Origin of the sequence: Streptomyces sp. NPDC001480, from assembly GCF_042894725.1 — a bacterium.
In the GTDB taxonomy this organism is placed as follows: domain Bacteria; phylum Actinomycetota; class Actinomycetes; order Streptomycetales; family Streptomycetaceae; genus Streptomyces.
The window spans coordinates 421667-446226 of record NZ_JBIAVX010000001.1; the positions used below are offsets into that span (position 1 = coordinate 421667).

The 24560-nt window shown below is 71.2% G+C and carries 26 protein-coding genes; 9 read left to right on the top strand and 17 right to left on the bottom strand.

Going from position 1 to position 24560, the window contains the following annotated elements:
• Nucleotides 1-41 precede the first annotated feature (41 nt).
• Genes ACFY01_RS01995 through ACFY01_RS02015 form a run of 5 tightly spaced genes read left to right on the top strand, consistent with a single transcriptional unit; the run spans nt 42 to nt 3385 of the window.
• A complete protein-coding gene (locus ACFY01_RS01995; RefSeq protein WP_390733670.1) occupies nt 42-1838 on the top strand; it encodes a nickel-dependent hydrogenase large subunit in 1797 nt (598 codons plus the stop codon).
• Complete coding sequence (locus ACFY01_RS02000) at nt 1831-2376, top strand: NifU family protein (RefSeq protein WP_390733671.1); 546 nt, start codon at nt 1831-1833, stop codon at nt 2374-2376. Before ACFY01_RS01995 ends, ACFY01_RS02000 begins: the two co-directional genes overlap by 8 nt.
• A complete protein-coding gene (locus ACFY01_RS02005; RefSeq protein ID WP_390733672.1) occupies nt 2373-2963 on the top strand; it encodes a DUF5947 family protein in 591 nt (196 codons plus the stop codon). Before ACFY01_RS02000 ends, ACFY01_RS02005 begins: the two co-directional genes overlap by 4 nt.
• A 10-nt stretch (nt 2964-2973) precedes the next feature.
• Nucleotides 2974-3180, top strand: coding sequence for a hypothetical protein (locus tag ACFY01_RS02010; protein WP_390733673.1), 207 nt, complete (start codon nt 2974-2976; stop codon nt 3178-3180).
• 19 nt (nt 3181-3199) lie between these two features.
• Nucleotides 3200-3385: a hypothetical protein gene (locus tag ACFY01_RS02015; protein ID WP_390733674.1), complete on the top strand. Its 186-nt coding sequence runs from the start codon at nt 3200-3202 to the stop codon at nt 3383-3385.
• A gap of 9 nt (nt 3386-3394) precedes the next feature.
• Here the strand turns inward: ACFY01_RS02015 and ACFY01_RS02020 are convergent, their stop codons facing one another.
• From ACFY01_RS02020 to ACFY01_RS02045, 6 genes are all read right to left on the bottom strand, one after another.
• Complete coding sequence (locus tag ACFY01_RS02020) at nt 3395-3919, bottom strand: hydrogenase maturation protease (RefSeq protein WP_390733675.1); 525 nt, start codon at nt 3917-3919, stop codon at nt 3395-3397.
• A complete protein-coding gene (locus tag ACFY01_RS02025; protein WP_390733676.1) occupies nt 3916-5628 on the bottom strand; it encodes a hydrogenase maturation protein in 1713 nt (570 codons plus the stop codon). The genes ACFY01_RS02020 and ACFY01_RS02025 overlap by 4 nt, the downstream gene beginning before the upstream one ends.
• 160 nt (nt 5629-5788) lie before the next feature.
• On the bottom strand, nt 5789-7036 hold the full coding sequence (gene fmdA, locus ACFY01_RS02030; RefSeq protein WP_390733677.1) for a formamidase: 1248 nt from the start codon (nt 7034-7036) through the stop codon (nt 5789-5791).
• A gap of 87 nt (nt 7037-7123) precedes the next feature.
• On the bottom strand, nt 7124-7777 hold the full coding sequence (locus ACFY01_RS02035; protein ID WP_390733678.1) for an AmiS/UreI family transporter: 654 nt from the start codon (nt 7775-7777) through the stop codon (nt 7124-7126).
• Between the two features lie 20 nt (nt 7778-7797).
• On the bottom strand, nt 7798-8094 hold the full coding sequence (locus ACFY01_RS02040) for an FmdB family zinc ribbon protein (RefSeq protein WP_390733679.1): 297 nt from the start codon (nt 8092-8094) through the stop codon (nt 7798-7800).
• A 167-nt stretch (nt 8095-8261) separates the two neighbouring features.
• A complete protein-coding gene (locus ACFY01_RS02045) occupies nt 8262-8690 on the bottom strand; it encodes a hypothetical protein (RefSeq protein ID WP_390733680.1) in 429 nt (142 codons plus the stop codon).
• Between the two features lie 176 nt (nt 8691-8866).
• Between ACFY01_RS02045 and ACFY01_RS02050 the strand changes: the two genes are divergently transcribed.
• On the top strand, nt 8867-11197 hold the full coding sequence (locus ACFY01_RS02050; RefSeq protein WP_390734024.1) for an ATP-binding cassette domain-containing protein: 2331 nt from the start codon (nt 8867-8869) through the stop codon (nt 11195-11197).
• 64 nt (nt 11198-11261) lie between these two features.
• Here ACFY01_RS02050 and ACFY01_RS02055 read toward each other — a convergent pair whose 3' ends face one another.
• The 5 genes from ACFY01_RS02055 to ACFY01_RS02075 all read right to left on the bottom strand — a co-directional run bounded on the left by ACFY01_RS02055 (nt 11262) and on the right by ACFY01_RS02075 (nt 16427).
• Nucleotides 11262-12131 (bottom strand): lysophospholipid acyltransferase family protein, encoded by an 870-nt coding sequence (locus ACFY01_RS02055; RefSeq protein WP_390733681.1) that lies wholly within the window; start codon nt 12129-12131, stop codon nt 11262-11264.
• The gene (locus tag ACFY01_RS02060) at nt 12131-12901 is read right to left on the bottom strand and encodes a GNAT family N-acetyltransferase (RefSeq protein WP_390733682.1); all 771 of its coding nucleotides are present in this window, start codon (nt 12899-12901) and stop codon (nt 12131-12133) included. The genes ACFY01_RS02055 and ACFY01_RS02060 overlap by 1 nt, the downstream gene beginning before the upstream one ends.
• Nucleotides 12902-13058: 157 nt before the next feature.
• Complete coding sequence (locus ACFY01_RS02065; RefSeq protein WP_390733683.1) at nt 13059-13808, bottom strand: succinate dehydrogenase/fumarate reductase iron-sulfur subunit; 750 nt, start codon at nt 13806-13808, stop codon at nt 13059-13061.
• Nucleotides 13805-15754: a fumarate reductase/succinate dehydrogenase flavoprotein subunit gene (locus ACFY01_RS02070; protein ID WP_390733684.1), complete on the bottom strand. Its 1950-nt coding sequence runs from the start codon at nt 15752-15754 to the stop codon at nt 13805-13807. The genes ACFY01_RS02065 and ACFY01_RS02070 overlap by 4 nt, the downstream gene beginning before the upstream one ends.
• A 1-nt stretch (nt 15755) precedes the next feature.
• Nucleotides 15756-16427, bottom strand: a complete 672-nt coding sequence (locus ACFY01_RS02075; protein ID WP_390733685.1) for a succinate dehydrogenase — start codon at nt 16425-16427, stop codon at nt 15756-15758.
• A gap of 120 nt (nt 16428-16547) precedes the next feature.
• Here ACFY01_RS02075 and ACFY01_RS02080 point away from each other — a divergent pair, with 120 nt between their 5' ends.
• Nucleotides 16548-17432 carry a LysR family transcriptional regulator gene (locus ACFY01_RS02080; RefSeq protein WP_390733686.1) on the top strand — a complete coding sequence of 295 codons (885 nt, stop codon included), beginning with the start codon at nt 16548-16550 and terminating at the stop codon, nt 17430-17432.
• 70 nt (nt 17433-17502) lie between these two features.
• On the opposite strand, the gene ACFY01_RS02085 is transcribed toward ACFY01_RS02080, so the two are convergent.
• The 5 genes from ACFY01_RS02085 to ACFY01_RS02105 form a co-directional block, all read right to left on the bottom strand.
• Nucleotides 17503-17886, bottom strand: a complete 384-nt coding sequence (locus tag ACFY01_RS02085; RefSeq protein ID WP_390733687.1) for a DUF4440 domain-containing protein — start codon at nt 17884-17886, stop codon at nt 17503-17505.
• Between the two features lie 6 nt (nt 17887-17892).
• Nucleotides 17893-20037, bottom strand: a complete 2145-nt coding sequence (locus tag ACFY01_RS02090) for a putative bifunctional diguanylate cyclase/phosphodiesterase (RefSeq protein WP_390733688.1) — start codon at nt 20035-20037, stop codon at nt 17893-17895.
• A complete protein-coding gene (locus ACFY01_RS02095; protein ID WP_390733689.1) occupies nt 20034-20846 on the bottom strand; it encodes an SAM-dependent methyltransferase in 813 nt (270 codons plus the stop codon). The genes ACFY01_RS02090 and ACFY01_RS02095 overlap by 4 nt, the downstream gene beginning before the upstream one ends.
• 245 nt (nt 20847-21091) lie before the next feature.
• Complete coding sequence (locus tag ACFY01_RS02100; RefSeq protein WP_390733690.1) at nt 21092-22075, bottom strand: SCO0930 family lipoprotein; 984 nt, start codon at nt 22073-22075, stop codon at nt 21092-21094.
• Between the two features lie 207 nt (nt 22076-22282).
• Nucleotides 22283-22759 carry a hypothetical protein gene (locus ACFY01_RS02105; RefSeq protein WP_390733691.1) on the bottom strand — a complete coding sequence of 159 codons (477 nt, stop codon included), beginning with the start codon at nt 22757-22759 and terminating at the stop codon, nt 22283-22285.
• 22 nt (nt 22760-22781) lie between these two features.
• On the opposite strand from ACFY01_RS02105, the gene ACFY01_RS02110 reads away from it, so the two are divergent.
• A complete protein-coding gene (locus tag ACFY01_RS02110) occupies nt 22782-22910 on the top strand; it encodes a hypothetical protein (RefSeq protein ID WP_361808036.1) in 129 nt (42 codons plus the stop codon).
• 24 nt (nt 22911-22934) lie between these two features.
• Entirely contained in the window at nt 22935-23699 is a 765-nt protein-coding gene (locus tag ACFY01_RS02115; protein ID WP_390733692.1) for a DUF4239 domain-containing protein, read from the top strand.
• Between the two features lie 60 nt (nt 23700-23759).
• Here ACFY01_RS02115 and ACFY01_RS02120 read toward each other — a convergent pair whose 3' ends face one another.
• Entirely contained in the window at nt 23760-24458 is a 699-nt protein-coding gene (locus tag ACFY01_RS02120; RefSeq protein WP_390733693.1) for a hypothetical protein, read from the bottom strand.
• Between the last annotated feature and the right edge of the window lie 102 nt (nt 24459-24560).

The following is a 24560-nucleotide window of genomic DNA, read 5'->3' on the forward strand; positions in this document are numbered from 1 at the left end:
ACTCACCGACGGAACCCGAACAGCGAGGGGCAGCAAGCCAGATGACGACAACCGAGGCCCGGTCCACGGGGCGCAAGCCCGCCCAGCTCGTGGACATGTCCTGGGATCCGATCACCCGGATCATCGGCAACCTGGGCATCTACACGAAGATCGACTTCGCCAACCGGGAAGTCGTCGAATGCCACAGCACCTCGTCGCTGTTCCGCGGCTACTCGGTGTTCATGAAGGGCAAGGACCCGCGCGACGCCGGCTTCATCACCTCGCGCATCTGCGGGATCTGCGGCGACAACCACACCACCTGCTCGAACTACGCCCAGCAGATGGCCTACGGCGTCAAGCCGCCGCGGCTGGCCGACTACATCACGAACCTCGGCGAAGCCGCCGAGTACATGTTCGACCACACGATCTTCCAGGACAACCTGGTGTTCGTGGACTTCTGCGAGGCGATGGTCAAGGCCACCAACCCCGGCCTGCTGGCCCGTGCCGAGCGCACCGACGCGCCCCACGGCGACATCCACGGCTACCGCACCATCGCCGACATCATGAAGGCCTTCAACCCGTTCGAGGGCGAGGTCTACAAGGAGGCGCTGAAGGTCAGCCGGGTCACCCGGGAGATGTTCTGCCTGATGGAGGGGCGGCACGTCCACCCGTCGACGCTGTACCCGGGCGGCGTGGGCACGATGCCCCAGCCGAACACCTTCACCGACTACCTCAGCCGGCTGATGCGGGTCATCGACTTCGTGAAGAAGGCCGTCGCGATGAACGACGACGTCTTCGACTTCTTCTACGAGGCGCTGCCGGGCTACGAGGAGGTCGGCAGGCGCCGCATCCTGCTCGGCTGCTGGGGCGCCTGGCAGAACCCGGACGTCGTCGACTACCGCTACGAGACGATGAACCAGTGGGGCAAGGCGATGTACGTCACCCCAGGCGTGATCGTCGACGGCAAACTGGTCACCAACAACCTGATCGACATCAACCTCGGCATGCGGATCATGCTCGGCAGCTCGTATTACGAGGACTGGGTCAACGAGCAGCCGTTCGTCACCCACGACCCGCTCGGGAACCCGGTCGACATGCGCCACCCGTGGAACCAGACGACCGTCCCGGTACCGCAGAAACGTGACTTCGCCGAGAAGTACAGCTGGGTGATGAGCCCGCGCTGGTACGACCAGCGCACCGGCGACCACCTCGCCCTGGACACCGGCGGCGGCCCGCTGGCCCGGCTGTGGTCGACCGCGCTGAGCGGCATCGTCGACACCCCGTACGTCAAGGCCACCGGCAGCAGCGTGCGCATCTCGCTGCCCAAGGGCGAGAGCCTGCCCGAGACGACGCTGGAGTGGCGCATCCCCAAGTGGAGCAACACCATCGAACGGGACCGCGCCCGGCCGTACTTCATCGCCTACGCCGCCGCCATGGCCCTTCAGTTCCTGGAGGAGTCGATGGGGCTGCTCCGGGCCGGCGACACCAAGATCTTCGAGAACTTCGAGGTGCCGGACGAGGCGATCGGCTGCGGCTTCCACGAGGCGGTGCGCGGGGTGCTCTCCCACCACCTGGTGATCAGGGACAAGAAGATCGCCAACTACCACCCGTACCCGCCCACCCCGTGGAACGCCAGCCCCCGGGACATCTACGGCACCCCCGGCCCGTACGAGGACGCCGTACAGGGACAGCCGATCTTCGAGGAGAACGGCCCCGACGACTTCAAGGGCGTCGACATCATGCGCACCGTGCGCAGCTTCGACCCCTGTCTGCCGTGCGGTGTGCACATGTACGTGGGCAAGGGCAAGACGCTGACCACGCTGCACTCGCCGACGTACGGTGCCGCCGGCCATGGCTGACGGCACCCGGCTCGACGAGGCGACCCTCGCCGCGCGGCTGGCCCGCCTCGACGGTCTGCTGGACCATCTGGAGGAGACCCCGGGCCCGACCGCCCGGGAGGCCCTGGAGGCGGTCCGGGCGCTGGCCGAGGTCTACGGCGAGGCGCTGGCCAGGGTCCTGGACCGCGCGGACGCCCGGCTGTCCGGGGCACTGGCCGAGGACGAACTCCTCGCCCACCTGATGGTCCTGCACGGCATCCACCCGGAACCGGTTCGGGCCCGGGTGGCCCGGCAGGTGGAGCGACTGCGCGGGGAACTGCGCGAGCGGGGCGGCGACCTCGAACTGGTCGGCATCGACGGGGCGGTGGTCCGGGTCCGCCTGACGGTCAGGGGCTGCGGCTCGTCGTCCGCCGGGATCCTGGACGCGGTCCGGGAGGCGGTCCTCGGGGTGGCCCCCGAGCTCGAGGCGGTGGAGCAGGTGCGGGACGCCCCCGCCCCCGCGTTCGTACCGCTGGACACCCTCACCCACCGCGCCCGGCAGCCGCGGGTGGCACCGTGACCGGCGGCGCGCTGGGGCGGGTCATCCGCTCGGCCGCCGCCCGGCGGACGGCGGCCGAGGAACTGTGCGACCTGTGCGCGGCCCCGGTGCCGGACGACCACCGCCACCTCCACGACGGCGTACGGGAAGAGGTGCTGTGCGCCTGCCGGCCCTGTGCGCTGCTGTTCACCGAGGGCGAGGAGGGCGACGGGCGCTACCGGCTGATCCCGCTGCGCCGGCTCCGGCTGCCCCCGGTGGACACCGGACCGCTGGGCGTGCCCGTCGGGCTGGCCTTCTTCGTGGCCCGCCCGGACGGCACGGTCCTCGCGCACTACCCGAGCCCGGCGGGCGCCACCCGCTGGGAGGTGGACGCGGACGCCTGGCGGAAGGTCGTGGCCGGCTGTCCGCCGCTGGCCGGCCTGGCGCCCGAGGTCGAGGCGCTGCTGGTGAACACCGCCCGCGGCCTCGACCACCACTGGATCGTGCCGGTCGACGACTGCTTCCGGATCGTCGGGCTGGTACGCCAGGAGTGGCAGGGAATGTCCGGCGGAGAGACGATTTGGCCGGTACTGGAGCGGTTCTTCACCGAGCTGGCCGCACAACCGTAAGGAGGACACCATGGGCAGCATCCGGGTCGGGAGAGCGCAGGCGAAGCCCGACACACCCACCCACGTCTTCGGCCTCCACCAGGGCAACAAGGGCCCGTACGAGCACCAGACGGGGCATCACGGGGACGGCACCGCCGACGCGCGCCGGTCCACGGGCATCCACTGGAAGAAGCACCAGGCGATCCTGAAGATCATGCCGAACATTCCGCCGGGCTGAGCGCGCTTAGGGAGCAGAGATGGCAAGGGCAAGGACGACAAGGACCAGGACGACGGTGACGGCCAAAGGCGTACTGACGGCACAGGCGGTGCTCGTCGGGAGCGCGGCGCTGGCCCTGCTGGCCTGGGAGCTCCCCGGGCTGATGCGCGAGATCAGGATCTGGCGCATGGCCGGTTCCTCCTCGGGCGTGCGGCACGCCCACTGACCCGCGGGGTCAGCCGGCCGCGAGCGCGGCGCCGGCGTCGGCCAGCAGCCGCTCCACCACCGTGTGGAGCAGCGGCACGGCCCGTTCGACGGCGTCGCGCACAGGCGTGCTCAGGCCGACGGTGACGTCCGGGTCGTCAGTGCTCGGCACCGCCTCGGGCTCGCACGCGAGGACGACGACGCGGGGCAGCGCGCCCTCCCCGAGGTGCGCGGCCAGCGCCAGGACCTTCACCGGGTCCATGCCGTGCGCCTCGGGGACGTGCCGGGCGGTGTCCGCGGCGTCGGGGAGATCGGGCTCGATCAACGACAACGTGCCCGGTGCCAGGCCGCGCGGGGCGGCGTCGACGAAGACGGCGGCGTCGTAGCCGTCGAGGAGCTGGTACGCGAGGTCCATGCCGCGGATACCGAAGTCCCGCACATGGACCTCCGCGGGCAGGGGCCGCCCGGCCAGGGCCTTGATCACCTCGGGTCCGAAGGCGTCGTCGGCGAGGAAGATGTTCCCGATGCCGGCGACCAGCAGGCGCGGAGCCGTCATCGGGCCTCCCCGAGCGGTGCCGGGGCGGGCGACAGCGGCCGGGGCGAGCCGCTCGGCTGCTTGCGGACGAACGCGGAGCGCAGGGCGTGGTACGGCGCCCCCGGGTCGAAGAAGACGCGGCGCATACGGGTGAGCTCCTCCTCCCGGTACGCGGCGAGCGGCCGCCGTTCCTCGTCCCGGGCCCGTGCCGCCGTCTTGCCCGCGATCCGCTCCCGTACGTCCGGTGTCGCGGCGAGGGCGGCGGCGAGCCGGCGCACCCGCTCGGGAAACGCACCCGGGGCGGCGGTCACCACCCGGTCGGCCAGGCCCAGCCGGACGGCCGTGGCGGCGCTCACCGGCAGCGCCTCGCGGGTCAGCCGCTCGGCCGCGGTCTCGCCGACGCGCCGGGGCAGGCTGTACGTCCAGTACTCCGAGCCGTACAGGCCCATCCGCCGGTAGTGCGGGTTCAGGACGGCGCCGGAGCGGCACCAGACCTCGTCCGCCGCCAGCGCCAGCATCACCCCGCCCGCCGCCGCGTTGCCGCCGAGCGCGGCGACCACCAGGCGGTCCGTGGTCCGCAGCACCGCCTCGACCAGATCGTTCATGGCGTCCAGGTTGGCCCACGACTCCTCCGCCGGGTCGGCGGCGGCCTCGATGACGCCGAGGTGGATGCCGTTGGAGAAGAAGTCGCGCACCCCGCCGAGGACGAGGACGGAGGTGGGCCGGGTCAGGGCGTGCCGGTAGGCGGCGAGGAGGCGGCGGCACTGGGAGGTGCTCATCGCGCCGCCCGGGAAGGAGAAGGCCAGGTGGCCGACGTCGCCGTGCCGGTGGTAGCGGATGTCGCTCCAGGTGTGCCTGCCCGGGAGCGGCTCCAGGGGGGCGGGCACCTCCGGTACGCCGGGCAGCCGGTCGCCGAGCACGTCGGCCGCCGGGCGCCGGAAGGGCGCGGGGTCGCCGGAGCCGCGGCGGGGGCGGAGTTCCGGGATCCACACCGCGCCGTCCCGGGTGGCCCGGCAGACGCCGCCGTTCCGGGTGGCGAGCAGCTCGCCGGGGCGGCCCCGCAGCTCGTCCTCGGGGTGGCCGCCGTGCAGGAAGACCTCGTGCCCGAGGAGGTCGTCGAGGACGCCCGGCTGGGAGTCGGCGCAGCGCAGTTTGCGCAGCACGGTGGCGGTGTCGTCGTAGCACCAGTCGATGCGGCGCCGTTCCTGCCGGAAGAAGTCGCGCCAGGTCACGGAGATCGCGGGGTCGCTCTGCGGGCGCGGTTTGTACGAGCCGCCGGCGTAGCGTTCCACCGCCAGCAGGACGGCGGTCACCGCGGCGTCGGAGACCTCGCCCCGGTACAGGTCGCTCTTGCCGACGGGCTCCACGGTGAACGGCACCGACGCCCAGACGGCACCGGCGTCCATGCCCGCTTCGGCCTGGAGCACGGTCACCGCCCACCGTCCGGCGTCCTCGTCGACGGCCCAGTCCAGGGACGACGGGCCCCGGTCGCCGGGCGGGCCGGGGTGCACGATCAGGCAGGCGCGCTCCCGCCACACGTCCTCGGGGAGGGCGGTCTTCAGCATCGGCGCGACGATCAGCTCGCAAGCGGTGTCCCGGACGGCCTCGCGCACCGCGTCGTCCCCGTGCGAGGCCAGCACCACCTCCACGCGGTGGCCCCGGTCGGCGAGCTCGACGTGGACGCGCTGGCACAGGCTGTTGAAGGCGCTGGCGACGAGGAGGATGTCCATACGGCCTCAGCATCGTCGCCGGACGGTGGCCCGGGAAGGACCCGGGCGGCACCGCGGGGCAAGTTCCTCCGGACGGATGCGCACCCGCACGGCGAGGCCGGTGGTCCGCCGTGCGGGTGCCGGGAGGCGGGATCACCCACGATCCGGGCATCCCCGGGTGTCAGGAGGTCACCGCGCACTGCCCGCGTTCCGCGCGCTTCGGTCCCTCCGCGGTGGGACGGACGTCGAAGTCGAAGATCGACGTGGGCAGGTAGAGGGAGCAGCAGGCGTTGGGGATGTCGACGATTCCGCTGATGCGTCCCTCGATGGGGGCCGCGCCGAGCAGCAGGTAGGCCTGCTCTCCGCTGTAGCCGAACCTCTTCAGGTACTCGACGGCGTTCAGGCAGGCCCGGCGGTAGGCGACCGTCGCGTCCAGGTAGTAGTTCGTGTTGGTGTCGTGGTCCACGGAGATCCCGATGAAGGACATGAACTCCGAGTACCGCGGTTCGACGTTGCCGGGCATGAAGACGGGGTTGGTGCTGATGCCGTACTTCTCCATGCCGCCCTTGATCAGATCGACGTGGAAGTCGATGAAGCCGCCCATCTCGATGGCGCCGCAGAAGGTGATCTCACCGTCGCCCTGGCTGAAGTGCAGGTCACCGCCCGACAGCTTGGCGTCCTTGACGTGGACGGGGTAGAAGACTCGTGCTCCTCGGGTGAAGTTCTTGATGTCGTGGTTGCCGCCGTTCTCCCGTGCGGGGACGGTACGCGCGCCCTCCCGGGCGATGCGTTCGGCGTCCGATCCGGTCGCCTGGCCGGCGAGGGCCTTGTCGGGGTCGGGCGTGAGTCCCAGGGGCGGGACCCGGTCCGGGTCGGTGTCGACGAGTGCCTGCTCACGCCTGTTCCACTGGTCCAGCAGCTCCGCGGACGGTGCGGTGCCGAAGAGGCCGGGGTGGGTGATGCCGGTGAAGCGGACACCGGGGAGGTGCCTGGAGGTCGCCGTCTGGCCGTGGAAGTCCCATATCGCCTTGTAGGCGTCCGGGAAGTAGTCGGTCAGGAAGCCTCCGCCGTTGGCCTTGGCGAAGACACCGGTGTATCCCCAGGACTGACCCGGCGCTTCCCCCACCTCCTGGGGTACCGCCCCCAGGTCGAGGATGTCCACGACGAGCAGGTCGCCCGGCTCGGCGCCTTCGACGCCTATCGGTCCGCTGAGCATGTGGGCCCGCATCAGATCGACGTCACGGACATCGTTGGCGGAGTCGTTGTTGCCGATCTGGGCGTCGGTCCATTCGCGGCATTCGACACGGAACTCGTCGCCCGGGCGGACCATGGCGACAGTCGGTATGTCCGGATGCCACCTGTTGTGTCCCGGTACGTCCTGTTCAGCCATCGGCCGGGACTGGTCGACGCTGAAGATTATTTCTGGCATGTCGGTTCCTAGTGTGGTGCTGCCGTCCCCCGCTGTGCGCCTCTGTTGTCCCGTCGACCACCTCCCGCACGGTGGTGGCACCGGCCGTCAGCCGGGGCTGCCGGTCGGGGCGCCCGCGGCGCCGTACTCCGGGGAAGGCCTTCCGTGCTCCCTGTGCCGGAGAACGAACCAGAGCGCCCCGAAGACCAGCACTCCGAACGCGCCCAGCGCGATCGCCGTCTCGTTGTAGTTCGGCGCGACCCAGTAACCGGTCAGGAGCAGGAATGCCGGTATGACACCGGTCACCCAGCCCTCGATCGCGGTCACCCAGCCGACATAGGTCGTCAGGGCCTCCATTTTCAGTCCCAGGAGCAGGAAGAACAGGAACCACAGGAACGCCCAGTAGAGCCAGATCACCCCGAAGGGTTTGTCGTTCACGAGCCGGAAGCTGACGAACGAATAACCACAGGCCACGATGGCCACGAACAGCGAGTAATATCCCACGCCCGTCGAGTCCAGCCCGATCAGGAGCCCGATTCCCACATACAAGTACGTGAAACCGAAGAGAAATATGCCGGAGGCCAGCATTATCAGTCTGGGATTACCGTTCGCGACGATGATGAGATAGGTGGGTGTCAGGACCTGAAGCCCGCCCACGAACAGGTTGAAGACCGCCGCTGCCCGGGCGTCCACCTTTCCCAGCAGCATCAGCCCGTTCATGAACAGCACCGCACCGACGAAGAGAAGTCCGACGTTGCCCAAGGGGACTCACCTCCCGATTCTCACGGCCGGGGGAGCCGGGCGACCGCCGGATGGGCCGGCCTCCGCACAGCTCTCCTGGGCGGAACTCGCGTGACCACCGCCGGGTTTTCCCGCGACCGCTCTTCTTGCTCATGCAAGGCCGTGACGGCGGGCGACGTGGACACCAGCGCAGGCGCGGAGTACACGCGCCGCGCCGGTGCGGAGCATCGGGGGCAGCTCTGCCGCGCCGGTGCGGCCCCGATCGGCAGCCGTACGTCGAACGCTCCGCAGCGGCTGCACGAATATTCGTACGTGGCCATATAACCTCCAACTCGCATCAAGCCGAAGGGCGTCGCAATGCTCCGTACTTAATTACCAGGCAACGCCTCGGAGGGCCGGGTGTCAAGGCAGCTCAAGACAGCTCAAGGCGGCGCCCGCGGGGCGCCGCCTTGAGCTGTGAGTATGTGTGCCGGAGGTAATTAAGGGCGATTGTGCCGGTGCGACGTCAGGGCGTACCCGCAATCGCGCACGCGCGGCACGGAGGCCGGCCGCAGGTGCACTGCATGATTCCGCCCAGCACCCCGTGGTCGTGGTAAAGGCATTCGTCCCGGCACGTGTGGCGCGGCACGAAGCCCGCCTGATGCTCGTCCGGCCAGGGCTCCTCGCCCTCCCGGCAGCGCACGAACCGCTCGGGGTCCGTGGTGTGCAGCTGGTGCATACGCTCCCGGGCCTCGCCCTCCAGATCGCGCGCCGCGGCTACCACGCTCTTGAGCTGGTCCGCGAGGCCGGAGAACCTGTCGTCGCCGGTGCGCACATGGGCGGCGCTCAGTGCCATGACAGCGTTACCCAGGAACCGACGGGCGTCCTGGAGATCCGTGACGTGGTGCAGTTGGATTCCGGTCACGCCTCGGACCCACACGGCGTCTTCGCTCACTTGTCCACCTTCCAGGGTCGAGTCTCTCCGGATATCACCCATGAGAGTCACATGTATGACGAAGACACTAGAGCCCGGCTTTAGGAGCAATCCAGTTGAATCCCAGTGAATTGACTCACAAGCATTCTCATTCGGATCTTCCTCATTCGGATCTTCGTCCCGACGGGCCGCACCGAATTCACGACCCGTACGTCCGCGTCCGCGGTGCCCGTGAGCACAATCTGCGGGGCGTGGACGTCGACATCCCCCGGGACGTCGTGGCGGTGTTCACGGGCGTGTCGGGGTCGGGGAAGTCGTCGCTGGCGTTCGGCACGATCTACGCCGAGGCCCAGCGGCGCTACTTCGAGTCGGTCGCCCCGTACGCCCGCCGGCTGATCCACCAGGTGGGGGCGCCGAAGGTCGGGGAGATCACCGGGCTGCCGCCCGCGGTCTCGCTCCAGCAGCGCCGCGCGGCGCCGACCTCGCGCTCCTCCGTCGGCACGGTGACCAACCTCTCCAACTCGCTGCGCATGCTCTTCTCCCGCGCCGGCAGCTACCCGCCGGGCGCCGAGCGGCTGGACTCCGACGCCTTCTCCCCCAACACGGCGGCCGGCGCCTGCCCGGAGTGCCACGGGCTGGGCCGGGTGCACCGGACCAGCGAGGAACTGCTGGTCCCCGATCCGGGGCTGTCCGTCCGGGAGGGTGCGATCGCCGCCTGGCCGGGTGCCTGGCAGGGCAAGAACCTGCGGGACATCCTCGACGCGCTCGGGTACGACGTGGACCGGCCCTGGCGCGAGCTGCCGGCCGAGCAGCGGGAGTGGATCCTGTTCACGGACGAGCAGCCGGTGGTCACCGTCCACCCGGTGCGGGACGCCGACCGCATCCAGCGCCCGTACCAGGGCACGTACACGAGCGCCCGCCGGTACGTGATGAAGACCTTCTCCGACTCCAGGAGCCCGGCCCTGCGTGCCAAGGCGGAACGCTTCCTGACCGGCGCGCCCTGCCCGGCGTGCGGCGGCAGCAGGCTGCGGCCCGAGGCGCTGGCAGTGACCTTCGCCGGCCGCACGATCGCCGAGCTGGCCGCGCTGCCGCTCACGGAGCTGACCGGCCTGCTCGTGGGCGGCTCCGAGACCGCGCGGGTCCTCACCGAGGACCTGCGGTCCCGGATCGCACCGGTCGTCGAGCTCGGCCTCGGCTATCTGAGCCTCGACCGGGCCACGCCCACCCTGTCGGCGGGCGAGCTCCAGCGGCTGCGGCTCGCCACCCAGCTGCGCTCCGGGCTGTTCGGGGTGGTGTACGTCCTGGACGAGCCGTCCGCCGGACTGCACCCGGCGGACACCGAGGCCCTGCTGACGGTGCTGGCGCGGCTGAAGGCGGCGGGCAACTCGGTGTTCGTGGTCGAGCACCACCTGGATGTGGTGCGCGGCGCCGACTGGCTGGTGGACGTCGGCCCGCGCGCGGGCGAGCACGGCGGGCGGGTGCTGCACAGCGGCCCGGTGGCGGAGCTGGCGTCGGTCGACGAGTCGGCGACGGCCCGTTTCCTCTTCGGCCGGTCCTCCGGGACCGGGCGCCGGGTCCGCACTCCGCGCGGGTGGCTGGACGTCGGCCCGGTCACCCGGCACAACCTGCGGGGCGTGACCGCCGCGTTCCCGCTCGGGGCGTTCACCGCCGTCACCGGGGTGTCGGGATCCGGGAAGTCGACGCTCATCGGCGCGATCACTCAGGAGCTCCCCGGGGTCGGACGGCTCGTCTCGGTCGACCAGAAGCCGATCGGCCGTACCCCGCGCTCCAACCTGGCCACGTACACCGGCCTGTTCGATGTCGTGCGCAAGGTGTTCGCGGCGACCGACGCGGCCCGGGAGCGCGGCTACGGCGTGGGCCGGTTCTCCTTCAACGTGCCGGGAGGGCGCTGCGAAACCTGCCAGGGCGAGGGGTTCGTCAGCGTCGAGCTGCTCTTCCTGCCGAGCACGTACGCGCCGTGCCCGGACTGCGGCGGGGCCCGCTACAACCCCGAGACGCTCGACGTGACGTACCGGGAGCGGAACATCGCCGAGGTGCTGGACCTCACGGTGGAGGGCGCGGCGGAGTTCTTCGCGGACATCCCGGCGGCGGTCCGCAGCCTTGGCACACTGCTCGACGTGGGTCTCGGCTACCTGCGCCTCGGGCAGCCCGCGACGGAGCTGTCCGGTGGGGAGGCCCAGCGCATCAAGCTCGCCGGGGAGCTCCAGCGCGGGCGCCGCGGCCACACGCTCTACCTCCTGGACGAGCCGACCACCGGTCTGCATCCGGCCGATGTGGAGGTGCTGATGCGCCAGCTGCACGGGCTCGTCGACGCCGGGCACACCGTGGTGGTCGTCGAGCACGACATGAGCGTGGTCGCGGGCGCCGACTGGGTGATCGACCTGGGCCCGGGCGGCGGCGACGCGGGCGGCCGGGTCGTCGCGACGGGGCCCCCGGCGGACGTGGCACGGGCGCCGGGCAGCGCGACGGCACCCTACCTGTCCCGGGAGCCGGCACCGTCCCGGTGAGCCGCGCCTACTCCCGGCCTGCGCAAGCCGCACCGGGGCGCGGCGCGGGCAGCGCGACGGCGTCCTACCCGGCGCGGGAGCCGGCGCCGTCCCGGTGGCTGCTCGAACCCGGGCCCGGAGTGCGGCCGCTGAGCACCAGGGCCGTGTGGGTCCAGGCGGGCTCGGTCGTGAGGGGCTGGGCGGCGTGGGCCAGGGAGCGGCGGTCGGGGTGGGTGCCCGGTTCGATCAGCGGACGCACCTCCACCTCGGCGGCCAGGCCGCGTGCCGAGACCACCCGCCACACCGAGGCCAGCAGTGTGTCCTCGCCGACGAACGCGGGGACCGTGCTGGCCGCGCCCCCGGCGGCCCGGTAGTGCAGCCGCACCGGCTGCACGGGCACGCCCGCGTCCAGCGCGGCCTGGAAGACGGCCCGGTGGAAGCGTCCCTGTGACCGCCCGCACCAGGTGCTGCCCTCGGGGAAGGCCACGACGGCCGCCCCGCCCCGCAGCGCCCCCGCGACACGGGCGACCGTGTCCGGCAGGGCACGCAGCCGGTCCCGCTCGATGAACAGGGCACCGCCCCGGGCCACCAGCGCGCCCGCCACCGGCCAGCCGCGGATCTCCTTCTTGGCGAGCATCCGTGCCGGACGCACGGCGGCCAGGAGCGGTATGTCCAGCCAGGAGATGTGGTTGGCGACGAGCAGCAGCCCGCCGGCGGGCGGGACGCCACCGGTGACGCGGACGCGGACCCCCGCGGCCCGGACGACCGCCCGGCACCAGCGCCTGACCCACCCGGCGGGGATCCTCCCGCCGAGTGGGGACAGCGCGATCCCGGCCAGCAGCAGGGCGGTGACCCCCGCCAGCCGCAGCACGGCACGCGGCACGGCCGCCGCGGACCCCGCCCGCTCCACGCACGCCCTGGGGGTGCAGGGCGCGCTGGGCAGCCAGACGCTCATCAGGCCGGTACGAGGGAGAGGAAGTGCCGCAGGTAGCGCGGGTTGACCCGGCGCATCGACAGCAGCACGTACAGGTCGGCGACACGGAAGTCCGGGTCGTGTGCGGGCTCGGCGCACACCCAGGCACCGAGGCGCAGATAGCCGCGCAGGAGGGCCGGGAGTTCGGTGCGCGCCGGGGGAGCCGGTTCGTTCGGGGTCCAGGGCAGCAGCGGGCGTACCCGGAACTCCTGAGGAGCCAGGTGCTTGTCCCGCACCCGGTCCCAGGTGGCGCTCGCCAGCACACCGCCGTCGGCCAGCGGGATGGAGCAGCAGCCCGCCAGCCACTCGTGGCCGCGGTCGGTCATGTAGCGGGCGATCCCGGCCCAGATCAGGCCGATGACCGCGCCGTCGCGGTGGTCGGGGTGCACGCAGGACCGGCCGACCTCGACCAGGCCCGGCCGGATCGCGTCCAGCGGAGCGAGGTCGAACTCGCCGTCGGAGTACAGGCGCCCGGCGACGGCGGCCCGCTCCGGCGGCAGCAGCCGGTAGGTGCCGACCACCTGCCCGGTCACGGTGTCGTGCACGAGCAGGTGGTCGCAGTACGCGTCGAAGGGGTCGATGTCGTACCCCGGCTGCGGGGTGGACAGCAGGGCGCCCATCTCCCCGGCGAAGACCTCGTGCCGCAACCGCTGCGCGGCACGTACGTCGGCCTCGTCGCGGGCGAGGGTCACGGTGTAGCGGACGGGTGCGGCGGACTGCGGAGCGCGGTCGAGCGTGATGACGCCGGTCATGGCTTACTCCTGGACACGGGCCGGGTCGGCGGGGACGGCGGGACCGCTCGGACGCGGCCCGCTCCCCCAAGTTCTTCCGACGCCGGTTGGCGACCGTGTGACCGAAGCCAGGAGAAGGGATGTGCGGATGTTGAACGGCGCACGTCCCCGCGCGCCGCTACCGCTTCGCCGCCTTCCGCGTGGCCCGCAGCCACTCCTTGTTCATGCCGGTGATGGACATGAGGGGGATGCCCTTGGGGCAGGCGGTCGCGCACTCACCGGTGAGCGTGCACCCGCCGAAGCCCTCGTCGTCCATCTGCGCCACCATGTCCAGCACCCGGGTCTCCCGCTCAGGCGCGCCCTGCGGCAGCACGTTCAGGTGGTTGACCTTGGCGGAGGTGAACAGCATCGCCGCCCCGTTGGGGCACGCGGCGACGCACGCCCCGCAGCCGATGCACTCCGCGTGCTCGAATGCGAAGTCGGCGTCCGGTTTGGGCACCGGCGTGGCGTGCGCCTCCGGCGCGGATCCGGTCGGCGCGGTGACGTATCCGCCGGCCTGGATGATCCGGTCGAACGCCGACCGGTCCACCACCAGGTCCTTGATCACCGGGAACGCCGCCGCCCGCCACGGCTCGATGTCGATCGTGTCGCCGTCCCTGAAGGACCGCATGTGCAGCTGGCAGGTGGTGGTGCGCTCCGGGCCGTGCGCGTCGCCGTTGATGACGAGGGAGCACGCGCCGCAGATGCCCTCACGGCAGTCGTGGTCGAAGGCGACGGGGTCCTCACCCTTGAGGATGAGCTCCTCGTTGAGGGTGTCGAGCATCTCCAGGAAGGACATGTCGGAGGAGATGCCGTCCACCTCGTACGTGGACATGGCGCCTTCGGCGTCGGTGTTCCGCTGCCGCCAGACGCGCAGGGTGAGCTTCATGCGTAGCTCCGCTGGGTGGGGTGGACGTACTCGAAGACCAGGTCTTCTCGGTGAAGGGTCGGGGCTTCGCCCGTACCCGTGAACTCCCAGGCGGCCGCGTAGGAGAACTCGTCGTCCTTGCGGGCGGCCTCGCCGTCGGGGGTCTGGGACTCCTCGCGGAAGTGACCGCCGCAGGACTCGGTGCGGTGCAGCGCGTCGAGGCACATCAGCTCGGCGAGTTCGAGGTAGTCGACGATCCGGTTGGCCTTCTCCAGCGACTGGTTGAACTCCTCGCCGGTGCCGGGCACCTTGATCCGGCGCCAGAACTCCTCGCGGATCTGCGGGATCCGCTCCAGGGCCTTGCGCAGTCCGGCGTCGCTGCGGGCCATGCCGCAGAACTCCCACATCAGTTCGCCGAGTTCGCGGTGGAAGGAGTCGGGGGTGCGGTCGCCGTCGACGGCGAGGAGCAGGCCCAGCCGGTCCTCGGTCTCGGCGAGCACCTCCTGGACCACGGGGTGTTCTTCGGTCACCGTCTCCTGGTGCGGGTTGCGGGCCAGGTAGTCGTTGATCGTCGCGGGAAGCACGAAGTAGCCGTCCGCCAGGCCCTGCATCAGCGCCGACGCGCCGAGCCGGTTGGCGCCGTGGTCGGAGAAGTTGGCCTCGCCGACCGCGAACAGGCCCGGGACGGTGGTCTGGAGGTCGTAGTCGACCCAGAGGCCGCCCATCGTGTAGTGCACGGCGGGGTAGATGCGCATCGGCACCTCGTACGGATCCTCGTCGGTGATCCGCTGGTACATGTCGAAGAGGTTGCCGTACTTGGCCTCCACCGCCGCCCGGCCCATGCGCTCGACGGCGTCGGCGAAGTCCAGGTACACACCCTGCCCGCCGGGGCCGACGCCCCTGCCCTCGTCGCAGACGTTCTTCGCGGCGCGGGAGGCGATGTCGCGCGGGACCAGGTTGCCGAAGGACGGGTAGATGCGCTCCAGGTAGTAGTCGCGCTCGTCCTCGGGGATCTCGCGGGGCGGCCGGTCGTCGCCCTTGGCCCTGGGCACCCAGATCCGGCCGTCGTTGCGCAGCGACTCGCTCATCAGGGTGAGCTTGGACTGGTGGTCGCCGGTGCGCGGGATGCAGGTGGGGTGGATCTGCGTGAAGCACGGGTTGGCGAAGTACGCGCCGCGCCGGTGCGCCCGCCAGATCGCGGTGGCGTTGGAGTTCATGGCGTTCGTCGACAGGTAGAAGACGTTGCCGTAGCCGCCGCTCGCCAGTACGACGGCGTCGGCGAAGTAGGTGCCGATCTTCCCGGTGATCAGGTCCCGGGCCACGATCCCGCGCGCCCTGCCGTCGACGACGATCAGGTCCAGCATCTCGGTGCGCGGATGCATCTCGACGTTCCCGGCCGCGATCTGCCTGCTGAGGGCCTGGTAGGCGCCCAGCAGCAACTGCTGGCCGGTCTGCCCGCGGGCGTAGAACGTGCGCGAGACCTGGACGCCGCCGAAGGAGCGGGTGTCGAGCAGGCCGCCGTACTCGCGGGCGAAGGGCACGCCCTGCGCCACGCACTGGTCGATGATCTCCACGGAGATCTGGGCGAGCCGGTGGACGTTGGACTCCCGGGCCCGGAAGTCGCCGCCCTTGACGGTGTCGTAGAAGAGGCGGTGGACGGAGTCGCCGTCGTTGCGGTAGTTCTTCGCCGCGTTGATGCCGCCCTGCGCGGCGATCGAGTGCGCCCGGCGCGGGGAGTCCTGGTAGCAGAACTGGACGACGTGGTAGCCCTGTTCGGCGAGGGTGGCGCCGGCCGAGCCGCCCGCGAGCCCGGTGCCGACCACGATGACGGTGTGCCCCCGCCGGTTGGCGGGGTTGACCAGCCTGGCCTCGAACCGGCGCTTGTCCCAGCGCTCGGCCACGGGTCCGGACGGGGCCTTGGTGTCGACGACCGGCTCACCGGTCGCGTAGTCCGCATAAGAGGTCATGTCAGCTCACCACTTGGGTCATGACGCCCACGGGTACGGCGATGAAGCCGGCCGTGAGCAGCAGCGCGAGGACGTCGGCGACGGCCTTCAGGGCGCGGTCGCGGGTGCGGCTGCCGACGCCGAGGGTCTGGGCCGCGCTCCAGAAGCCGTGCCGGATGTGCAGGCCGAGCGCGAGCATCGCGACGATGTAGATGACGTTGCCGTACCAGGTGGAGAAGGTGTCCACGACGTTCTGGTACGGGTGGCCCTCCTGGAAGCCGCCGGAGTGCACGGTGCCGGTGGTCAGGTCCAGGACGTGCCAGACGATGAACAGGCCGAGGATGATCCCGCCCCACCGCATGGTGCGGGTCGCGTAACTGGCCCGTGGCCGGCTGTGCACGTACTTGTTCGGCCGGGCCCTGATGTCACGGCGGCTGAGCTGGTAGGCGGAGGTGGCGTGGGCGGCCACGGCGACGACCAGGACGACTCGGACCAGCCACAGCGTCCACTCGTAGTGCATGAACGGCTCGCCGACGGTGCGCAGCCAGTGCGCGTAGTGGTTGAACTCCCCGGCCCCGAAGAAGATCTTCAGGTTGCCGATCACGTGGGCGACCAGGTAGAGCAGCATGATCAGGCCGCTGACGGCCATCACGGTCTTCTTGCCGACGGTCGAGTCCCACACGGTGCGTGCCATGGACGGCCGTCGGTCCGTCCGCGTTGCCAGTGCCATGGCACAAGACGCTAAAGCGAGGCATGCTCATCGGTCCAAGACATGGTACGGCTCGTTTCGATAGAGAACGGCTATGCTGGGAGGGTGCAGTTCCAGCAGCTCCAGTACTTCGTCGCGGTCGCCGAGACCCGGCACTTCACCCGGGCCGCCGATCTGGTCCATGTGGCGCAGCCCTCGCTGTCGCAGCAGATCAAGGCGCTGGAGCGGGAGCTCGGGGCGGATCTCTTCCTGCGGGCGCGCGGCAACATCACACTGACCGACGCCGGTGAGGCACTGCTGCCGCTGGCCCGGCGGATCCTGGCCGACGCGGACACCGCCCGGCACGAGGTGCAGGAGCTGGTGCAGTTGCGCAGCGGCCGGGTCCGGCTGGGCGCCACACCGAGCCTGTGCACCGGTCTGCTGCCGGACGTGCTGCGCGCCTTCCACGACCGGTATCCCGGCATCCGGCTGCTGGTCGAGGAGGGCGGCTCCCACGACCTGGTACGGGAGCTCGCGCGCGGCGCCCTGGACCTCGCCCTGGTCGTGCTCCCGCTGCCGACGCCGTCGCCGGCGCTGAACACGGTGGAGCTGCTGCGCGAGGACCTGGTGGTCGTGTCGTCACCGGAGTCGACGGCGCCGGGCCGGGGCGGCCGGGAGGTCCGCATCGCCGACCTGGAGACCGAGCGGCTGGTGATGTTCCGGCACGGCTACGACCTGCGGGAGCTGACGGTGGCCGCCTGCCGCTCCGCCGGGTTCGAGCCGGACTTCGCGGTGGAGGGCGGCGAGATGGACGCCGTGCTGGGGTTCGTACGGGCGGGGCTCGGGGTGGCCGTCGTACCGCGCATGGTCGCGACGAGGTCCGGACACGGACTACGGGTCACCCCGTTGGCCCGGCCGGGCCTGCACCGCACGATCGCGCTGGCCCACCGCAGCGATGTGGCTCCGCCTCGGGCCGCGAGGGAGTTGCAGCGGATGCTGCTGGAGCGGTGAGGCTCCGCCGGCCGTACCTTCCCGCGAGCGCCGCCCGCGACGGCCCCGTGCCCCTGCCGGGGCGGGTCGGTCAGGCCGTGTCCGGGGGCACCGGGGTGGCCTGGTGGTAGTACATGCGCCAGCCTGTCTCCTCATCGCGCTTGCGCCACAGGGAAGTGCGGCGGGCGCGCCGCCCGGCGAAGACCGTCTCGAAGGTGAGGTGCACCAGGCCGGGTGCCAGCAGGACGCCGCGGATGTCCGACGGCTCGTAACGCGGGCCGTCCGCCGAGCTGCCCGGCTTGTCGGGCAGGCCGGCGATCATCTCCTCGTACGTGTAACGCCGTCCGGAGGCGCCGACCTCGACGAACTCCGGATCGAGCAGCTCCAGAGCGAGGGCCCGCGAAGACCGCACCACGGGGTGCATGAGCCGGAGCTCCCCGTCGACGGCCCCCTGCACATCGCTCGCATCACTCATGCGAAGTCACCCCGTCGCGTCCACCAGTGCCAGGTCGTGCAGTCGTTCCGGGGGGCCCGGGCGGGCGTAGTACCAGCCCTGGGCGGTGTCGCAGCCGAGGATGCGGAGTTGTTCGGCCTGGGCGCCGGTTTCCACGCCCTCCACCGTGACCGCGAGGTCGAGGCTGTGGGCGAGGGAGACGATCCCCTCGACGATCTTCAGGTCGACGGGGTCGGCCGGGAAGCGCTGCATGCTCTGGGTGAAGGAGCGGTCCAGTTTGAGGATGCTCACCGGCAGGCGGCGCAGGTTGGCGAGGTTGGAGTACCCCGTGCCGAAGTCGTCGAGGGCGATGTCGACGCCCATCTCGTGCAGCCGGCGCAGGGGTTTGAGCAGGTCGTCGTCGGCGCCGATGAGCGCGGACTCGGTGACCTCCAGGCACAGCGAGTCGGGGGCGATGCCGATCCGCTCCAGGATGTCCACCGTGTCCTGCACCAGCCCGGGGTGGGTCAGCTGGCACGGCGAGAGGTTGACGTTGATGCGCAGCGGACCGGAGGCCTCCTGGTCGCCGTACCGTTCCCGCCAGTCGCGGGCCTGCCGCACGGACTCCTCCAGCACCCAGCGGCCGAGCGGCACGATCAGACCGGTGTGCTCGGCGAGCGGGATGAACCGGTCCGGGCCGAGCACCCCGTGCTGCGGGTGCAGCCAGCGCACCAGCGCCTCCGCGCCCCGCACGCTGCCGTCGCCGAGGTGCACCAGCGGCTGGTACTCGATGAAGAACTCGCCGCGGTCCAGGGCCGTGGGCAGGGCCGTGGTCAGCCCGTGGCGGGTGATGGCGCGGGCGTCGGCCTCCGGGTCGGCGAGCTCAAAGCGGTTGCCGCCCGCCGACTTGGCCCGGTACATGGTGATGTCGGCGCTGCGCAGCACCTCCGCCGGGGTCCGCTCCCCCGCCGGGCCCTCGACGATGCCGATGCTGCCGCGCACCAGCAGGTCACGGCCGTCGATGCTGACCGGGGTGACCAGCGCGTGCATGATGCGCTCGGCGAGCTCGTCGACCTCCTGCTCGGTGCCGGGCCCGGTGGTCAGCGCCACGAACTCGTCGCCGCCGAGCCGGGCGACCATCTCGCCGGGCGCGGTCGCGCAGGACTGGAGCCGGTCGGCGACCTCCACCAGCAGCCGGTCCCCGGCCGCGTGGCCGAGGCTGTCGTTGATGGTCTTGAAGCCGTCGAGGTCGAGGTAGCACAGCCCGAAGCGCTGGCCCTCGCCCGCGTTCAGCGCCTTCTCCAGGCGCTCGAAGAACAGCGTGCGGTTGGGCAGGCCGGTCAGCGCGTCATGGGTGGCCTCGTAGCGCAGCCGGAGGTTGAGCAGCCGCCGCTCGGTGGTGTCCTCCATGAGGGCGAGCTGGTACTGCGGGTCGCCGTCGGCGTCGCGCAGCAGGGAGACCGTCAGGTTGGTCCACAGGACGGTCCCGTCCGGGCGGTTGAACGGCTTCTCCACGTGGTAGTGCTCGCGGTCGCCGCGCACGAGTTCGTCGTAGAGCTTCCAGACGTGGGGCGCGTCCTCGGGGTGCGTCCACTCCATGACGTTGCGGCCGCGCATCGCCTGCTCGGAGCCGCCGAACATGCGCAGCAGCGCGGTGTTGACCTGGAGGATGTTGCCGTCCAGGTCGGCGATGCCGATCCCTATCGCGGCGCCCTCGAAGACGGCGCGGAAGCGGGCCTCGCTGGCGTGCAGCGCCTGCGCCACCACGCCCTGCGCCCTGAGCGCGGCCTGGGCGATGGCCTCCTGCTCGGCCAGGGTGCGCTCCCTGAGCGCCTGCGCGAACCCGGCGGCCATCGCGTGCTGGAGCCTGGAGGAACGCATCCGGAGCTCGTCCTGGGGGCCGTCCGCGCCGCAGTAGAGCACCAGGTAGGCGTCGACGCAGTCCAGGGTGCGGCTGAGCGCCTCGGGGTCGGTGCAGTGCGCCTGGATCAGCGCCGCGCCGACCGCCCTGCCCTCGTCCGCGTCGAAGCTGCGCGCCCGCACCACCTCGCTCAGCCGGCGTGCGAGCGGCAGCAGTTGCTCCTCGAACTCCGGCCGGGTCAGCGACGTCGAGGTCACCGGGAACACCGCCCGGCTCCAGATCGTCGCGAACCGGCGAAGTCTGTCCTCCGGCCCGTCCGGCTCCGCGCTCACGCCGTACGCCCCACGCCGGCGAATCCGGAGAAGGCGTACGGATCCTCCTCCTCCGGCGGCGTCTGAGGCCGCCAGTGCGGCATCGGCACCAGTCCGGGTTCCACCATGTCGTACCCCTCGAAGAACCGCGCGATCTCGTCGCGCGAGCGCATGATCAGCGGATTGCGAATGCCCTTGTACACGTCCACCGCGCCCTCGGCCCGCTCGGCGGCGACGGGGATTCCCTCGTACGAGGCATGCGTGAGGATCAGCAGGCTGCCGGGCGCGAGCGCCTCGCTCAGCCGGGCCACCGCACTGTAGGGGTCGTCCGCGTCTTCCACGAAGTGCAGTATGGCAACGAGAAGCAGGGCGACTGGCCGATTCAGGTCGATCAGTGCCCCGACCTGGGGGCTGGCCAGGATCTCGTCGGGCTTGCGGAGGTCGGCGGCGACCACACCCGTGCCGGTGGTGCCCGCCAGGACCGCCTCGGTGTGCGACACGGCCACCGGGTCGTGGTCCACGTACACCACGCGTGCGTCCTCGGCGGCCGCCTGCGCCACCTCGTGGACGTTGCCGAAGGTGGGTATGCCGGAGCCGATGTCGAGGAACTGGGTGACGCCCTCGGCGCAGGCGAAGCGCACGGCACGGCGCAGGAACGCCCGGTTCGCCTGCATGATCTTGGGAAGTCCCGGCATGAAGTCCAGGGCCCTGCGGGCCGCTTCCCGGTCGACCTCGAAGTTGTACGAACCGCCCAGGTAGTAGTCGTAGATGCGCGCGACGCTCGGCACCGAGATGTCGATGCTCCGTGGAGCCCAGGCGGGACGTTCCATGTATCTCTCCAAGGCATAGGCGATCCGGTGTTCGAGCTGAGGCTACTGATCGCCCGCCAAAGGAGCGACCCGAAACGGAAATTGACCATCCGTTCCCGGTCACGGCCTGCGGTGTGTGCCGGTGCGGTGCCGCCACGTGACGGGCGCCCGGCACAGCGGTCCGCCCCCTCCGTGCGGTGCGGAGGGGGCGGACCGGTGGCCGGGCGCCTGTTGTCGTCGTGCGATCAACCCTGGGGAGGTGATGACTACTTCGACGGGGCGCCGACCAGCTTGCCGGTCGGCGAGACGGCGTACCAGGTGCCGCCCACGCCCTGACCGTTGGTGTCCCCGGCCTTCTTGTCGCCGGAGAAGGTGTAGATCGGCCAGCAGTCGACCGTCATCTGCTTCTCGCCGTTGTCGGTACGGGCGAAGCCCATCAAGCCCTTCTTCTCGACGCCCTTGGTGTCGTTGGCGTTGACCTCGGCGACGGCCGGCCACTTCTCCAGGCAGGCGCCGGTGCAGTTCGAGACGGGCTTGGGCCACGCCTTGTCCTTGATGAAGCGGTAGACCGTCATGCCGTTCTTGTCGACGATGATGTCGCCGAGCTTGGCGTCCTTGCGCACGGACAGGCCGGGCAGGGCCGAGAGGGTCGCCTTCTTGCCATCGGGGGCCAGCGCGAACCACTTGCCGCCCACACCCTGGCCGTTGACGTCACCGGCGTTGACGTCCTTGGCGTAACGGTAGGCCGGCCAGCCGCCGATGGTCAGCTGCTTGGTGCCGTCCGGGCGGGTGACCTCGCCCAGCAGCGACTTGTCGATGCCGGCACCGGCCTCGGCGTCGTCCGCGGGGACCGGCGGCCAGGTGGTGGCGCAGTCGCCTTCGCAGTTCGACTTGGGCGGGTTGGCGGTGTCCTTGTCGAAACGGTAGAGGGTGAGGCCCGCCCCGTCGTTCAGTACCTTGCCGAGGTCGGGGTTGCTGGCCACCGTCAGCTTGCCCGCGGGCTCCACCGCGGCGGGGGAGGCGCTGCTCTGCTGCCCGTCGGCGCCGTAGCCGTTGCCCGCACCGGTGCCCGTACCGGTCCCGGTGCCGGTACCCGTGCCGACGCCGCCGGACGTCGCCGGGGCCGTGGCGCCGACGTTCTGGGCCGCCGACGACGGGGTCGTGGAATTGTCCTGACCGCACGCCGTCGTCAGCGCCAGCACCGACACGGCTGTCGCCGCCAGTGAGGCGCTCCGCCAGGAGGTCTTCATCGCTAACTCCCCATAATCGCCTGGATATTGCAGCGCCTGCTGCGCCGCCGCACGACACTGGGTACGGACGGGACGGGCGGAAGTGTTCAACGGGCGCACAAATTTCTTTCGGAACTCTGTGCCTGCCGGGGTCCGCGCCGTCCGCTGGCGGACAAACCACCCCGCACTGTTTGTCCACCCTTCGGGTCAATCCGCCCGCTATCCGGCTTACGGAGCCCGGCGACGCCTCATGATCTCCGTCGTGCATGGACCCGAACCGACCCGACTCGCGTCCGCCGCAAGGGTGTTGGCCCTGGCGGCGCTGACCTGGGGGCTCGTGGGCTGTCCGGTCGGCACGGCGACGGCCGACGCCTGCGCGTACGCCTCCACGGGCCCGGACGGCACATGGGCGGTGGCCGTCGCCGGGGACTCCTGGCCGACGCCCCCGCCCTGCCCGACGCCCACTCCACCGCCGTGCCCGACGCCGACCCCCACCCCGACACCGACGCCCGCGCCACCCAAGCCCACCCCCACGCCCGAACCACCCCCGCCCCCGCCGAAGCCGAAGCCGAAGCCCACTCCGGCCCCGGCCCCCGAGCCGAGACCGAAGCCGCCGCCTCCCGCCCCGGCGCCGCCCCCGCCGAAGCCCACACCGACACCGCCCCCACCGCCCCCGCCGAAGCCGACCCCGCCGCCCAGGCCCACCCCGCACCCCTCGCCGACCCCGGTGAGCTATCCGCGGTACCAGCCGCAGCCGCCCCACCACCCGTCGCACGGCGGCACCTCTCCCGTCACCTACGTCCTGCTCATCACCGTGCCCGCGGTGGTCGCCGTCGCCGCGCTGCGCCCGCGGTGAAGCGCCGAACCTTGGAGGAGTCCTTTGTCGGAATGGCTTGTTCTCGCCTTCGCGATGCTGGCCGCGTGCGCCGTGGTGGTCGTCATCACCCTGGTAAGGCACCGCAGGGCGCCGGAGGACGAGGACCCCAGCGACACCCCCGACGTCATCGAGTACATGACGATGTGGATCGGCGTCGTGTACGCCATCGTGCTGGGCCTGGCCATCGCCGGGGTGTGGGAGGCCCGCAGCGCCGCCCAGGACCACGTGCAGGCGGAGGCCCAGGCGCTGCACGAGATCTCCGAGCGGGTCCGGGTCTATCCGCCCGACGTCCGTGACCGCATTCGAGCCGATGTCAACGCCTATGTCGGACACGTCGTCACCACCGAGTGGAAGACCATGTCCGACCACGGCCACGTCACCGCGCGCGGTACCGCGCTGCTGAAGCGCGTCCGCGAGGACGTCACGGACTACGAGCCCAAGACGGACTTCCAGGCGCAGGCGTACCAGCCGCTCGTCGACCAGGTGGCCGCCGCCGACCAGGCGCGCAACGCGCGGGCGGACTCGACCGGCTCGACCATGCCGGGCGTGGTCTGGTTCGGGCTGCTGACCGGTGCCGTGATCACCATCTGCATGGTCTTCGCGTTGCAGATCAGACGTACGGCACGCGAACTGGTCCTCGCCGGGCTGTTCTCCGCCCTGATCGCCTTCCTGCTCTTCCTGATCTGGGACTTCGACGCGCCCTACAGCCGGGGCATCGCGGCCTCGGCGGAGCCGTTCCTGAACCTCTTCCCGAGCATCAGGGGGTGACCTGACGGGCTTTCGCCCCGGCTCCGTCGGGAGTCCGGGGCGAAAGCCCGTCAGACCCGGTCAGGTCCGCTTCTCGTTGCGCCGGCGCAGCACGTACACGCCTCCGCCGATCACGGCCGAGGCGACCAGCGCGCCGCCGATGGCCATGTCGGCCGCGGTCGCCCCGGAGGAGCTGCTGCCGCCGACCCCGCCCAGTACGCCGCCGATCACGGTGAACGCCGTCGGGTTGGTCAGGGTACGGCCGTTGCAGTTGACCCTGATCTCGTCCGTGCCGGGACGGACGCCGCTGTTGACCGTCGCGATGCCCCTCGAGACGTTGTTGCCGATCGCCGTCAGCACGGCGCTGCCGAAGGCCGGCGAGGTCATGCTTCCGCCGTTGCACCCCTCCACGGTGACGCTGAGCCGTCCGCCGGGGGCGATCGCGCTGGGCGAGGCGACGATGTTGCGCGTGCCGAAATTGTTGCCGGTGCCCTGGAGGGCGCCGTTGCCCTGGAGCGTGCCGTTGCCGAGGATGTTGCCCGAGACGTTCCCGTTCCCCGGGAAGTTGCCGTTGCCCGGGATGTTGCCACGGCCTTGGTTGCCGAAGTTGCTACGCCCCTGACCGGCGAACGGGTCGATGACCACACCGCTCGCACCGCCCAGGTCGTTGTTGCCCGTCACGCCTCCGTTGCCCATGCCGTCCGCGACGGCCACGGGGGCGGTGAGCCCGAGAACGGCGACCGCTGTGCACGCGGCCGCCAGGGCACGAGAGTTGCGCATGTGATCCTCCGCGGGAGGCGTTCCGGGGTCCGTCCCCGGACGATCGGCGAGAAAGCACCTCCCGCATAGACCCTGAGGCGCGCGGAACACGCCCGCATGTCG

Bases quoted from the DNA above. Each gene is read 5' to 3' on its own strand.
- ACFY01_RS02085 (WP_390733687.1), bottom strand. From the start codon at position 17,886: ATGAGTGATGCGAGCGATGTGCAGGGGGCCGTCGACGGGGAGCTCCGG.
- ACFY01_RS02060 (WP_390733682.1), bottom strand. From the start codon at position 12,901: ATGACCGGCGTCATCACGCTCGACCGCGCTCCGCAGTCCGCCGCACCC.
- ACFY01_RS01995 (WP_390733670.1), top strand. From the start codon at position 42: ATGACGACAACCGAGGCCCGGTCCACGGGGCGCAAGCCCGCCCAGCTC.
- ACFY01_RS02095 (WP_390733689.1), bottom strand. From the start codon at position 20,846: ATGGAACGTCCCGCCTGGGCTCCACGGAGCATCGACATCTCGGTGCCG.
- ACFY01_RS02055 (WP_390733681.1), bottom strand. From the start codon at position 12,131: ATGAGCGTCTGGCTGCCCAGCGCGCCCTGCACCCCCAGGGCGTGCGTG.
- ACFY01_RS02040 (WP_390733679.1), bottom strand. From the start codon at position 8,094: ATGCGAGTTGGAGGTTATATGGCCACGTACGAATATTCGTGCAGCCGC.
- ACFY01_RS02020 (WP_390733675.1), bottom strand. From the start codon at position 3,919: ATGACGGCTCCGCGCCTGCTGGTCGCCGGCATCGGGAACATCTTCCTC.
- ACFY01_RS02025 (WP_390733676.1), bottom strand. From the start codon at position 5,628: ATGGACATCCTCCTCGTCGCCAGCGCCTTCAACAGCCTGTGCCAGCGC.
- ACFY01_RS02015 (WP_390733674.1), top strand. From the start codon at position 3,200: ATGGCAAGGGCAAGGACGACAAGGACCAGGACGACGGTGACGGCCAAA.
- ACFY01_RS02000 (WP_390733671.1), top strand. From the start codon at position 1,831: ATGGCTGACGGCACCCGGCTCGACGAGGCGACCCTCGCCGCGCGGCTG.
- ACFY01_RS02120 (WP_390733693.1), bottom strand. From the start codon at position 24,458: ATGCGCAACTCTCGTGCCCTGGCGGCCGCGTGCACAGCGGTCGCCGTT.
- ACFY01_RS02100 (WP_390733690.1), bottom strand. From the start codon at position 22,075: ATGAAGACCTCCTGGCGGAGCGCCTCACTGGCGGCGACAGCCGTGTCG.
- ACFY01_RS02010 (WP_390733673.1), top strand. From the start codon at position 2,974: ATGGGCAGCATCCGGGTCGGGAGAGCGCAGGCGAAGCCCGACACACCC.
- ACFY01_RS02065 (WP_390733683.1), bottom strand. From the start codon at position 13,808: ATGAAGCTCACCCTGCGCGTCTGGCGGCAGCGGAACACCGACGCCGAA.
- fmdA (WP_390733677.1), bottom strand. From the start codon at position 7,036: ATGCCAGAAATAATCTTCAGCGTCGACCAGTCCCGGCCGATGGCTGAA.
- ACFY01_RS02070 (WP_390733684.1), bottom strand. From the start codon at position 15,754: ATGACCTCTTATGCGGACTACGCGACCGGTGAGCCGGTCGTCGACACC.
- ACFY01_RS02075 (WP_390733685.1), bottom strand. From the start codon at position 16,427: ATGGCACGCACCGTGTGGGACTCGACCGTCGGCAAGAAGACCGTGATG.